This is a genomic window from Streptomyces sp. NPDC048523 (assembly GCF_043199815.1).
In the GTDB taxonomy this organism is placed as follows: Bacteria; Actinomycetota; Actinomycetes; order Streptomycetales; family Streptomycetaceae; genus Streptomyces.
Genome location: NZ_JBICWQ010000006.1, coordinates 327,737 through 340,074, shown reverse-complemented (window position 1 = coordinate 340,074; position 12,338 = coordinate 327,737). Strand labels below are relative to the sequence as shown.

The window sequence follows — 12,338 nt, the reverse complement described above, 5'->3', positions numbered from 1 at the left end:
GGGCCCGTGGACTTCCGGTTTGGTGCTGAGGACGACGTATTTCGCTCCGAGGTGCGGGAATGGCTGTCCAGCCATGTGGACGGGGCCCAGGACCGGCGGGTCTGGGAGCGGACCCTTGGGAAGGCCGGGTGGATTGGGCTCGGTTGGACGGAAGGCGGGTACGGGAACCGGACTGCCACGCTCACTCAGCAGGTCGTCTGGGCCGAGGAGTATGCGCGGTCGGGGGCGCCCGCGCGGTCCGGGCACATCGGGGAGAAGCTGCTCGCGCCCACTCTTCTCGCGCACGGCAGTGACGAGCAGAAGGCGCGCTTCCTTCCTCCCGTCGCCGCCGGGGAGGAGCTGTGGTGCCAGGGGTACAGCGAACCCGGGGCGGGGTCCGACCTTGCCGGGGTGCGGACCCGGGCCACGCGGGCCGGGGACGGGACGTACCGGATCAGCGGGCAGAAGATCTGGACGTCCCTCGCTCATGAGGCGGACTGGTGTTTCGTGCTCGCCCGGACCGATCCGCAGTCGCGCCGACACCAGGGGCTGACCTTTCTCCTCGTTCCCATGGACCAGCCCGGGCGCATCGAGGTGCGGCCCATTCGGCAGCTGACCGGGACCAGTGAGTTCAACGAGGTCTTCTTCGACGGGGCACACGCGCGTGCCGAGCATGTCGTCGGAGGCGAGGGGCAGGGCTGGCAGGTGGCGATGAGCCTGCTGGGGTTCGAGCGCGGGGTGTCCACGCTGGCCCAGCAGGTGGGATTCGCCCAGGAGCTGACCCGGGTGGTGCAGGCCGCCGTACGCACGGGTGCGGTCGACGATCCCGTCGTACGCGCTCTGCTCGTGCGGCAGTGGGCCGAGTTGCGGAGCATGCGGTGGAACGCCCTGCGGACGCTGGGCGGTTCGGGGGACACCGGGGCCTCCAGTGTGGCCAAGCTGCTGTGGGCGGGCTGGCATCAGCGGCTCGGGGAACTGGCGATGCTCGTGCGGGGGGCGGAAGCGACGGTCGGGCCCGGGGACTGGTCGCCTTCCTCGCCGTACGAACTCGACGCGCTGCAGCAGCTGTTCCTGTTCTCGCGGGCCGACACCATCTACGGCGGCTCCGACCAGATCCAGCGCACCATCATCGCCGAGCGCGTGCTCGGTCTGCCCAGGGAACCCAAGGGGGTCGTCTGATGCGCGGCGTGCTGTTCGACGGGAGGCAGATCCAGGTCGTCGACGATCTGGAGGTGCGGGATCCGGGGCCGGGCGAGGTGCGGGTCGCGATCGCGGCGGCCGGGCTGTGCCACAGCGACCTGTCCGTCGTGGACGGGACCATTCCGTTTCCGGTTCCGGTGGTGCTCGGGCATGAGGGCGCCGGCGTGGTGGAGACGGTGGGGGAGGGGGTCACGCATGTCGGGCCCGGTGACCACGTGGCGCTGTCCACCCTCGCCAACTGCGGTGCCTGCGCGGACTGCGACCGGGGGCGGCCGACCATGTGCCGCAAGGCCATCGGGCGGCCCCAGAAGCCGTTCTCGCGGGGCGGGGAGCCGGTGTTCCAGTTCGCGTGCAACTCCGCCTTCGCGGAACGGACCGTGGTGAAGGCCGTGCAGGCGGTCCGCATCCCGAAGGACATTCCGCTGACGTCCGCCGCGCTCATCGGGTGCGGGGTGCTGACCGGGGTGGGCGCCGTGCTGAACCGGGCCCGGGTGGACCGCGGGGAGAGCGTGCTGGTGATCGGGACCGGGGGGATCGGGCTCAACGTCATCCAGGGTGCCCGGATCGCGGGGGCGTCGCGGATCGTGGCGGTGGACGCCAATCCGGCGAAGGAGGCGATGGCCCGGCAGTTCGGCGCGACCGACTTCCTGACCTCGACGGAGGGGGTGCGGGACCTGCTGCCGCACGGGGTGGACCACGCCTTCGAGTGCGTCGGGCGGGTCGAACTCGTGCGTGCCGCCGTCGACCTGCTCGACCGGCACGGGCAGGCGGTCCTGCTGGGGGTTCCGGCGGCGGGCGCCCAGGCGTCCTTCGTCGTCTCCTCGATGTTCCTGGACAAGTCCATCCTCGGCTGCCGCTACGGCTCCTCACGGCCCCAGCGCGACATCCCGCTCTACGCGGACCTCTACCGGCAGGGACGGCTGCTCCTCGACGAACTGGTCACCGAGACCTACCCGATCGAGGACTTCGAGAAGGCGGTCGGGGACGCGGAGGCGGGGCGGGTGGCACGGGGGGTGCTCACGTTCCAGCGCGGGGTGCCGACGTCGTCGTAGCGCCCGGAAGGGGAGTCGGGGTTTGCGCCGGCGGCCCGGAACGTGCGGCGATACGCGGTCGGGGTGACACCGAGGGCCGTCTGCAGGTGCTGGCGCATCGACTGTGCGGTGCCGAAGCCGGCGTCGTGGGCGACCTGGTCGACGGAGAGGTCGGTGGACTCCAGGAGGTGCCGGGCGCGTTCCACGCGCTGCTGGGTGAGCCACTGGCCGGGGCTGACGCCCACCTCCTCGCGGAAGCGCCGGGTGAAGGTGCGCACCGACATGGCCTCGTGCTCGGCCATGTCCCGCAGCTGGATCGGCTCGTGGAGGCGGCCGAGCGCCCAGGCGCGGGCCGAGGTCGTGGTCGACTGCTGAGGGTCGGGCACCGGCCGGTGGATGTACTGCGCCTGACCGCCGTCGCGGTGCGGCGGGACTACGGTGCGGCGGGCCACGTCATTCGCGACCGCCGTGCCGTGGTCGTGGCGCACCATGTGCAGGCACAGGTCGATGCCGGCGGCGACGCCCGCGGAGGTCAGGACGTCCCCGTCGTCGATGAACAGGACGTCCGGGTCCACCTTGATCTGCGGGAAGAGCCGCTGGAGACGGTCGGAGTCGGCCCAGTGCGTGGTCGCGGGGCGGCCGTCGAGGTAACCGGCGGCGGCCAGGACGTAGACGCCGGTGCAGATGGAGGCGAGCCGGGTGCCGGGGCGGATGTGGGCGAGGGCGGCGGCCAGTTCACCGGTCAGCACGCCCTGCTCGAAGACCGGGCCCAGTTCGTACGACGCCGGCACGATCACGGTGTCGGCGGTGGCCAGGGCCTCCGGGCCGTGCTCGACCTGGACGGCGAAGTCGGCGTCGGTCCGCACCGGGCCCGGCGGACGGATCGAGCAGGTGACGACCTCGTACAGCAGGCGCCCCTCGGCGTCCCGGGGACGGCCGAAGATCCGGTGCGGGATGCCCAGCTCGAACGGCAGGACACCGTCCATGGCCAGGACGACCACGCGGTGCGGGCGGAACTCCGGGTCGCTCGGGACATGACGGTCGCGGGAGACCTGACGGCCACGGCTCATGGCCCGATCCTAACGAATGCTGTCCTTCGGGCCAATGGATCGGGCAGGCCACAGGCCCCACGCTCTATGTCGTGACCCAGACAACCGAAGCCGCAGTCCAGACGTCCGGGACGGAGAAGCAGCCCGGACGCATCCACCGCGCCTGGTTCGTGGCCGCCGTCGCCTTCGTGACGATCATCGGCGCGGCCGCCTTCCGCTCCCTGCCGGGCCTGCTCATCGACCCCCTGCACGACGACTTCGGCTGGTCGCGCGGCACCATCAGCGCGGCCGTCTCCGTCAACCTCGCGCTGTACGGCCTGACCGCGCCCTTCGCGGCGGCGCTGATGGACCGCTTCGGCATCCGGCGGGTCGTCGCCGTCGCGCTGACCGTGATCGCCGTCGGTTCGGGCCTGACCGTGTGGATGACGGCCGCCTGGCAGCTGATGCTCTACTGGGGCCTGCTCGTCGGCCTCGGCAGCGGCTCGATGGCGCTGGCCTTCGCCGCGACCGTCACCAACCGCTGGTTCACCGAGCGGCGCGGCCTGGTCACCGGCATCCTGACCGCCGCCTCCGCCTCCGGCCAGCTGATCTTCCTGCCGGTGCTGTCCTGGATGGTGGAGAAGCACGACTGGCGTCCGGCGGCGATCACGGTCGCGCTCGCCGCCCTCGCGGTCGTCCCCTTCGTCTGGCTGCTGCTGCGCGACCACCCGGCCGACGTGGGCCTGAAGCCGTACGGCGCCCAGGAGTTCGTGCCGAAGCCGGCACCCGTGCCCGGTGCCGCCCGCCGGACCGTCAAGGTCCTCTTCCAGGCCGCCCGCACCGGCCCCTTCTGGCTGCTCGCCGGCACCTTCGCGATCTGCGGCGCCTCCACCAACGGCCTGATCCAGACCCACTTCGTGCCCGCCGCCCACGACCACGGCATGCCCGTGACGGCGGCCGCCTCGCTGCTCGCGGTCATCGGCGTCTTCGACGTCGTCGGCACGGTCGCCTCCGGCTGGTTCACCGACCGCTTCGAGCCCCGCCGCCTGCTCGCCGTCTACTACGCCCTGCGCGGCATCTCGCTGCTGTTCCTGCCCATGCTGCTGGCCCCCTCGGTCCACCCGCCGATGCTCTTCTTCATCGTCTTCTACGGCCTCGACTGGGTCGCCACCGTCCCGCCCACCGTGGCCCTGTGCCGCGAGCAGTACGGCGACGACAGCGCGATCGTCTTCGGCTGGGTCCTCGCCTCCCACCAGGTCGGCGCGGCCCTGATCGCCTTCCTCGGCGGTGTGGCACGGGACGTGTTCGGCACGTACGACATGGTCTGGTACGCGTCGGGAGCGCTGTGCGCGGCGGCGGCGCTGATGGCGCTCGTCATCCGGCGGCGGCCGGTCCCCGTTCCCCTGGCGGCGGCGGCCTAGAGGAACCGCCCCCGGTGGAACAGCAGCGGGGCCTCGCCCTCGCCCGTGCCCAGCGCGTCCACCCGTCCCACCACGATGAGATGGTCACCGCCGGTGTGCACCGCGTGGATCGTGCAGTCGATCCACGCGAGCGTGCCCGCCAGGCGCGGGGAGCCGGAGACCGGGGCCGGGTCGTGGGCCACGCCCGCGAACTTGTCCGCGCCGCTCACCGCGAACGCCCTGCACAGCGGGCCCTGGTCCGCGCTCAGGACGTTCACGCAGAAGACGCCCGCCCGGGAGACGCGCGGCCAGGTCGTCGACGTACGGCCCACCATGAAGGCGACGAGCGGTGGGTCGAGGGAGAGGGAGGAGAAGGACTGGCAGGCGAAGCCGGCGGGAGGCGTACCGGGAGCCGTGATCACCGTGACCCCGGTCGCGAACTCGCCCAGCACACGCCGGAACTCGGCCGGGTCGACCGGCGCCCGCTCGTCCTCGCGCACACACCGCAGCTCCGGGCGGGGCAGCGCCTCCATGGCGAGGGCCCTGCCGGACCTGAGGTAACGGACGGCCGCTTCCGCCGTCCCCGCTTGTCCCATCACATCCCCATTGAAGCTGACGGTGTGTCAGATGGGAAGGGGGCGGGCAGGCGCGCGAAGGGGCGGACGTACGCTGCGGCCATGGGGTGGGGCAACAGACGGATCCACGAGGCCGCAGCGGTGTGCGCGGCGCAGTTCCCGGCGATCGGACTGATCTGGTGGATCAGGGATCAGCTGGGCGACGACTACGCGTACGCGGGCGCCACCGGGGCCCTCGCCGTGTTCGGCCTGCTGTGCCTCCTGTTCGTGGCACCGCTGGTCCTGCCGGTCCTCGGCCTCCTGCACGCCCTCGCCCAGGTGCTGCCGGCGGAGGTGCTCGCCCGCCGGGCCGCCCGTCGCGCGCGGGGACCGGTGTGGGTCTGGCACCTGGGCCTCACCTCGGTCCTCGGCGTGGCCTGGGCCGCACTCGCCCTGCTGTGGGACTGGCCCTTCACCACCACCGCGCCGCTCTTCGCCGCCCTGGGCGTGCTCCCGGTGCTCGGCTTCATGTGGCTGCGTAGACGGCCCCGGAGCCTGTCGGGCACCTTGCTGCCCGCGCTGTTCGCCTCCGTCGGCCTGTTCTTCCTGACGCTCCTCGGCGGGGTGCTGGCCACGGTCACGGGGATCGTCGACGAGTACGAGCCTCCCGCGCTGTCCACCGGGCAGGTCACCGGGGTCTGGCGGGGCGAGGACGGCGCGGTCCTGCGCCTGGGCACGGGCGGCCGGGCCCAACTCACCCACCTCCCGGCCGAGTTCGAGCCCGGCGCGGGCGACCCTTACGCCGCCCGCCCCTACACCGTGTGCGACGGCACCGGCACCTGGCTGCTCGACGGCAAGGGCGGCCACGACCCCTACACCACCGGCTCCGGAGGACGTCCCGGTGTCGTCGTACGGCTGGACGGCGGATGCGGGCACGAGACGTACTGGAGGATCGGCGGGAGTGAGGCCGCGCCCGAGCTGTTCGTGCCGTTCGGTGACCCGGACGCGCCGGTGGTGCGCATCCTGACGCGGGACTGAGCCGTCAACGGCCGTGGTACTCGGGGCTCCTGCGCTCCACGAAGCTCGCCACACCCTCCTGAGCGTCCGCCGTCGTCATGTTGATCTCCTGCGCGGCGGCCTCCGCGGCGAACGCGGTGGCACGGTCGCTGTCCAGGGAGGCGTTCACGAGCTGCTTGGTCAGGGCGAGGGCCCGGGTCGGGCCGGTGGCCAGGCGGATGGCCCACTCGCGGGCCGCCTTGTCCAACTCCTGGTCCGGCACCACACGGTTGACCAGGCCCAGGCGCTCGGCGTCGGCCGCGCCGAGCGCGTCGCCGAAGAACATCAGCTCCTTGGCGCGCTGAGGGCCGAGCAGACGGGTCAGGAGATACGCGCCGCCACCGTCCGGGACCAGGCCCCGGCGTACGAACACCTCGATGAACCGCGCCGATTCGCCGGCCAGGACCAGGTCGCAGGCGAAGGCGAGATGCGCGCCGATACCGGCCGCGGTGCCGTTCACCGCCGCGATGACCGGCTTCTCGCAGTCGAGGACGGCGGCGATCAGTCGCTGGGCGCCGAGGCGGATCGTCCGGGCCACGTCACCGGGGGCCGCGGCCGCGGGTGCGCCCCGCAGGTCCGCGCCCGCGCAGAAGCCTCGCCCCGTACCGGTGAGGACCACCGCCCGTACGTCCGGATCGGCCGACGCGCTCGCGAACAGCTCGATCAGCCGGTCCCGTTGGCCGGGCGTGAGGGCGTTGAGCACCTCGGGCCGGTTCAGGGTGAGGTACGAGACCTGGCCGTCGACGGTGTGCGTCACCTCGCTCACCGGCACACCACCAACGCGTCCAGCGCCACCGCCCCCTGCCCCCGGGGCAGCACCATCAGCGGGTTGATGTCGAGCTCCGCGAGCTCGTCCCCGAGCTCCAGCACCATCCGCTGCACCCGGAGCACGACCTCCACGAGCGCGTCGAGATCCGCGGGCGGCCGCCCCCGGACCCCGTCCAGGAGCGCCCGTCCGCGCAGATCTCCGAGCATGTCCCGGGCCTGCTCCTCACCGAAGGGCGGCACCCGTACGGCCGTGTCCCGCAGCACCTCGACCAGGACCCCGCCGAGCCCGACCGTCACCGTCGGCCCGAACAGCTCGTCGTGCGCCGCCCCGACGACCATCTCGACACCCCGCTCGACCATCTGGCAGACCAGGACACCGTCCAGGGAGACGTCCTCGTAGCGGGCGATGTCCGTCAGCTCGCGGTAGGCGTCCCGGACCTGGCTCGCGGAGGTCAGGCCGATCTTCACGAGGCCGAGCTCCGTCTTGTGGGCGATCTTCGCCCCGGACGCCTTCATCACCACCGGGTAGCCCACTAGGCCGGCCGCCCGTACGGCCGCCGCCGCGCTGGTCACCAGTTGCTCGCGCGGCACCCGGATCCCGTAGGCCCGCAGCAGTTGCTTCGCCGCGTGCTCGCTCAGCTGCTGGCCGGGGCGCATCAGCGCCTGCGCCTTGCGGAAGGAGGGCGACGGGGTGCGCGGGGCCTCGTCGAAGGGGGAGCGGTAGCCGGCGACGAAGCGGTGGTGGTCGAGGTAGGCGCGCACGGCGGTGATGCAGTTGCCGACCGTGCGGAAGGTGGCCACCCGGGACGAGCCGAGCAGGACCTCGCGGTAGGCCGGCTCGGTGCCGACGGGCGAGCCCCACACCACGCACACCAGCTTGTCGGTCTGCTCGGCCGCGTCCACCAGGTCCTGCACCAGCCGGTCGCTCAGGGGAGGAAAGGGCCCGGTGACCGGGCAGATCAGCACCCCGACCGACGGGTCGGCGAGGATCGCGTCGATGATCTTCCGGCCACGCCAGTCGCCGACCGGGTGCCCGCCGTTGTCGACGGGGTTGGCCACGCTCAGGAACTCCGGTATCCACTGGTGCAGTTCGGCCTGCTTGGCGTCGGACAGCGGCGGCAGCCGCAGCCCCGCCTCCGTCGCCAGGTCGGCGAAGTGCGCGCCGGTGCCGCCCGAGATCGAGTAGACGACGACCCCCTCGGCGCGCGGCGGCTTCGCGCGGGCCAACAGGGCGGCGGTGTCCTGGAGTTCGTCGAGTCCGTCGACGCGGATCACGCCGTACTGGCGCATGGCCGCGTCCACCACCGTGTCCGCGCCGGTGAGTTTGCCGGTGTGGGAGGCGGCCGTGCGGGCGCCGGTCTCGGTGCGGCCGACCTTGACCGCGACGACCGGTACCTTGCGGCGGGCGGCCCGGTCGGCGGCGAGCAGGAAGGAACGGCCGTCCTTCAGACCCTCCAGGTAACAGGCGATGGCGCCGACCTCGGGGCGCTCGGCGAAGTAGGACAGGAAGTCCGAGGTCTCCAGATCGGCCTCGTTGCCGGTGGGGGCCCAGTGGGTGAGGCGGATGCCGAGCTCCTGGAGGGCGTACACCGGGCGGCCCTGGTGGCCGGACTGGGTGATCAGGGCGATGCCCGGACCGTCGAGGTCCTCGCGGAACGAGGAGAACGCGTTCAGGTTGGTGTTGGGCCCCAGCAGCCGCATCCCGGACTGCGCCACGGCGGCCGCGAGACGCTCCTGGGCGGCTGCTCCCTCCTCGCCGGTCTCGGCGAACCCGGAGGCGAAGACGACCGCGAACTTCACCTTGGCCTCGGCCAGTTGCTCGATCAGCGGGAGAGGATCGGCGACCAGCAGCACGGCGAGATCGACCTGCTCGGGCAGCTCGGACACGGCGGCCACACAGGGGATGCCGAAGACGGCCGGGCGGGTCGGGTGCACCGGGTGCAGCCGGGCGCCGACCCGTTCCGCCCAGTCGATCAGCTGCCGGGTGACCCCGGTGTTCGGGCGGCCCTCGGTGTCCGAGGCGCCGATCACGGCGACCGACTCCGGCCGGAAGAAGCGGTCCAGATCGGGGACGTCGGTATACAGCGGCCGGCCGCCGACGTCGAGATCGTCGGCCTCGGCGGGCCGGCCGTGGACGGCGGGCCCGGGTTGCTCGCCGCACGCGATGACCCGGGCCCGGCGGGAGTCGGTGGTGAGGGTGCCGTGGGTTGATCCAAGCATCGGTCCGCCCGCTCCTGTGTGACAGCCTGAACAACTGACGCATAGTCAGATTACAGAACTGACGGTGTGTCAGGAACGGGCGTGCACGCAAAGTTGAGACGCGGACCACGGCACCCGCGCCGACAGCAGCACCCGCGCCGGGCCACGGCACCCCCGACGGCTACAACACCGCGAGAACCTCCTTGGCCACCCGCTCGCCCGACCGCACCGCACCGTCCATGAAGCCCATCCAGTGGATCGACGTCTCGGTCCCGGCCCAGTGGATGCCGCCGACGGGGGCCCGCAGGGCGGGGCCGTACTGGGTGAGCACCCCGGGCGCGCCGATGGAGACGGGACCGCCGCGGGTGTAGGCCTCGTTGTTCCAGCGTTGCAGGACGAAGGAGGTGGGGGAGGCCGCTTTCGAGCCGAAGTACGTCACGTAGTCCTTGAGGACGGCCGCCTTGACCTCCGCTTCGCTCGCCGCGTCGTACTTGCGGGCCTCGTCGGCCTCGATGAAGCCCATCAGGGCGCCGTAGGAGGCGTCCGGCGGGGAGTTGTCGAAGGTCGAGCTGACCACGCCGGTGTCGCTGACGACCTGGCCGTTGAGGCCGTCCGCCCGCCAGAAGGGAGTGTCGTAGATCGCGATCGCCTTGCCGACCGAGGCCATCGGGAGGCGCTGGGTGAGCTGGTCGCGGGCGGCGGGCAGCAGCGGGTCGTAGGTGATGCGGGCCGCGAGCGGCGGGGGTACGGCGACGACGACCCGCTTGGCGGTGACGGTGACCCCGTCGGCCGTGACGACGTACTTCGCGCCGGACTTGGCGATCGTGCGCACCGGGGCGTTCAGTATGACGCGGTCGCCCAGCGTGGCGGCGAGCTTGACCGGCACCAGCTGGGAGCCGCCGACGAAGCGCAGTTCCTGGGCGCCGCCCGCGGTCTCGGTGAGGCGCTCCAGGGTGCCGGGAGTGGTCTCGTTGCCGGCGGCGGCGATGTAGAAGAGGACGAACAGCAGGGACAGTTCGCGGGGTTCGGCCGAGAAGATCGACGTGCAGGCCACGTCCAGGAGGAACTTGGCCGACGGGATCACGGCGTTGGCGCGCAGCCAGCTCTCGAAGGTCTGCCGGTCCCATTCGTCGGCCTTGGGGGCGGTCCAGGGCGCGTCGAGCGGGATCGTCTTGGCCATGTCGTCGAGGGAGGCCTGCACGATCGCCGCGTTGGCGAGGCCGGCCGCGTCGATCGGCGGGACCGAGCCGAGGAGGCCGTCGGTGGCGTAGGGGGTTTTCTTGCCGTCCTTGTAGAGGAGGTTCTTGCCGGTGTTGTACGTGGGGAAGGTCCCCACCCCGAGCGAGTCCGCGAGCGCCTTGATGCGGTCCTGGGTGGGGCCGATGAACTCGCCGCCGCCCTCGGTGACCCCGCCGCCCGGCAGGAGCAGGTTGAGGACCCGGCCGCCGACCCGGTCACGGGCCTCCAGCACGGCGACGGTCTTTCCGCCCGCGACCAGGTCACGGGCGGCGGTGAGCCCGGCGAGACCGCCGCCCACGATCGCGACGTCCACGTCACGGGTGGCGGCGAAGGCGGGGGAGGCGGCGGTTGCGGTGAGGGTGGCGGCCCCGGCCGCGGCGGCGGCACCGCCGAGCAGGGAGCGGCGGGAGAGCCGGGAGGGTTGGGGGACCTGGGGGAGCTGTCTTTCGCGTGCCACGTGCGTCCTCCGTAGTGGAGAGAGTGTGGAGCTAGAACATGAGAAGTGTTCACATTCTGGCCCCGTACGGTGGCACACGACAACGCTCCCGTCACATCTCTCACAGATGTAACAGGAGTGCCGGTGAAGCGAGTTGAGGTGTTCTCCGTCTTTCCGCGTCAGACGGGCAGCCGCGAGAGCCGGCCCGCCCCGTTCTTCTCGACGGCCTTCGCGATCTTCTCCGCGTCGATCGCCACTTCGCGGAAGGTGCCGCTGATGGGAGTGACGTAACCGGTGAAGAAGAGGCCGGGGGCGTTCTCCGGGGCGTGGGCGCCGTTGACGACCGGGCCGCCGCGCGCGTCGAGGACGTCGAGGTGGCCGACGAGTCCCTCCAGGGAACGCGCGTACCCGGTCGCCGCGATCACCGCGTCCGGGTTGACGCGGGTGCCGTCGGCGAGCAGCACCTCGCCGTCCTCGAAGCCCTCGACCGCGGCCACGACCTCGACCCTGCCCTTGCGGATCGCGTCGATGAGGCCGACGTCCTGGACCGGGATGGCGCCCTGTCTGACCCGGCTGTAGAGGCCGGTGTCGGGGCGGGGCAGCCCGTGCGCGGACAGGTCGGGCACGCTGAGCTTCGCCATGGGCCGGGCCAGCCGGTCCACCAGGCCCACCGGCAGCCGCCGTACGAGAACGCCCGTGTACTGCGCGGCCCAGCCTGCCGTGGAGCGGCGGACGATGTGCGGGGCGGTGCGCACGGACAGTCGTACCCGCGAGGCGCCGCCCTCGACCAGGTCCACGGCGATCTCGGCGCCGGTGTTGCCCACGCCGACGACGAGGACGTCACGGCCGGTGTACGGCTCGGGGTTGCGGTACTCGCCGGCGTGCAGGAGCTCGCCCTTGTACTCCTCGCGGCCCGGCCAGTCCGGCAGCAGCGGGGTGTGGTTGTAGCCGGTGGCGACGACCACCGCGGCGCCGGTCAGTTCGCGGCCGCCGGTGGCGTGCAGCAGCCAGCCGGTGCCGTCGGGGGTGCGCTCGACGCGCGAGACCTCGACGCCGGTGACGGTCTCCAGCTCGTGGAACTCGGCGTACTTCTCCAGGTAGCGCACCACGTCGTCGCGGGCGACCCAGCGGCCGAAGCGGCGGGGCATCGGCAGGCCGGGCAGGGCCGACAGACGGCGCGTGGTGTGCAGATGGAGGCGGTCGTAGTGGCGCCGCCAGGACGCGCCGACGTGCTCGGACTTCTCCAGGACGACCGCGCGGACGCCCCGGGAGCGCAGCGCGTACGCGACGGAGAGCCCGGCCGGGCCGCCGCCGATGACGTACACGGGGCGATCGGGCTGCCCGGGCTGCTCGGGGCGGTCTGCGGGTGTGGAGTCGGCCATGAGCGCGAGCGTAATCAGACAGCGCGTTGATGGGTCTCGGTCAAGACGGGAATTGGTTGCGGATCG

10 protein-coding genes are annotated in these 12,338 nt (G+C 72.4%); 4 read left to right on the top strand and 6 right to left on the bottom strand.

What is annotated here, in order from left to right; translation table 11 throughout:
* Positions 1-6: 6 nt before the first annotated feature.
* A complete protein-coding gene (locus tag ACGFWE_RS30845; protein ID WP_393603156.1) occupies positions 7-1,158 on the top strand; it encodes an acyl-CoA dehydrogenase family protein in 1,152 nt (383 codons plus the stop codon).
* Complete coding sequence (locus tag ACGFWE_RS30840) at positions 1,158-2,231, top strand: Zn-dependent alcohol dehydrogenase (protein WP_393603154.1); 1,074 nt, start codon at positions 1,158-1,160, stop codon at positions 2,229-2,231. The genes ACGFWE_RS30845 and ACGFWE_RS30840 overlap by 1 nt, the downstream gene beginning before the upstream one ends.
* On the opposite strand, the gene ACGFWE_RS30835 is transcribed toward ACGFWE_RS30840, so the two are convergent.
* Positions 2,129-3,280 (bottom strand): GlxA family transcriptional regulator, encoded by a 1,152-nt coding sequence (locus ACGFWE_RS30835; RefSeq protein WP_393603152.1) that lies wholly within the window; start codon positions 3,278-3,280, stop codon positions 2,129-2,131. The two genes, ACGFWE_RS30840 and ACGFWE_RS30835, sit on opposite strands and share 103 nt — an antisense overlap.
* Positions 3,281-3,351: 71 nt before the next feature.
* Between ACGFWE_RS30835 and ACGFWE_RS30830 the strand changes: the two genes are divergently transcribed.
* Entirely contained in the window at positions 3,352-4,659 is a 1,308-nt protein-coding gene (locus ACGFWE_RS30830) for an MFS transporter (protein ID WP_393603150.1), read from the top strand.
* On the opposite strand, the gene ACGFWE_RS30825 is transcribed toward ACGFWE_RS30830, so the two are convergent.
* Complete coding sequence (locus ACGFWE_RS30825; RefSeq protein WP_352388890.1) at positions 4,656-5,234, bottom strand: flavin reductase family protein; 579 nt, start codon at positions 5,232-5,234, stop codon at positions 4,656-4,658. The two genes, ACGFWE_RS30830 and ACGFWE_RS30825, sit on opposite strands and share 4 nt — an antisense overlap.
* Positions 5,235-5,315: 81 nt before the next feature.
* Between ACGFWE_RS30825 and ACGFWE_RS30820 the strand changes: the two genes are divergently transcribed.
* Entirely contained in the window at positions 5,316-6,230 is a 915-nt protein-coding gene (locus ACGFWE_RS30820; protein ID WP_393603148.1) for a hypothetical protein, read from the top strand.
* A gap of 4 nt (positions 6,231-6,234) precedes the next feature.
* Here ACGFWE_RS30820 and ACGFWE_RS30815 read toward each other — a convergent pair whose 3' ends face one another.
* The 4 genes from ACGFWE_RS30815 to ACGFWE_RS30800 form a co-directional block, all read right to left on the bottom strand.
* Positions 6,235-7,020, bottom strand: a complete 786-nt coding sequence (locus tag ACGFWE_RS30815) for an enoyl-CoA hydratase-related protein (protein WP_352388638.1) — start codon at positions 7,018-7,020, stop codon at positions 6,235-6,237.
* Complete coding sequence (locus ACGFWE_RS30810) at positions 7,011-9,236, bottom strand: acetate--CoA ligase family protein (RefSeq protein WP_393603146.1); 2,226 nt, start codon at positions 9,234-9,236, stop codon at positions 7,011-7,013. Before ACGFWE_RS30810 ends, ACGFWE_RS30815 begins: the two co-directional genes overlap by 10 nt.
* 160 nt (positions 9,237-9,396) lie before the next feature.
* Complete coding sequence (locus ACGFWE_RS30805) at positions 9,397-10,911, bottom strand: FAD-dependent oxidoreductase (RefSeq protein ID WP_352388632.1); 1,515 nt, start codon at positions 10,909-10,911, stop codon at positions 9,397-9,399.
* 158 nt (positions 10,912-11,069) lie between these two features.
* Positions 11,070-12,272 carry a flavin-containing monooxygenase gene (locus ACGFWE_RS30800; protein WP_393603144.1) on the bottom strand — a complete coding sequence of 401 codons (1,203 nt, stop codon included), beginning with the start codon at positions 12,270-12,272 and terminating at the stop codon, positions 11,070-11,072.
* Between the last annotated feature and the right edge of the window lie 66 nt (positions 12,273-12,338).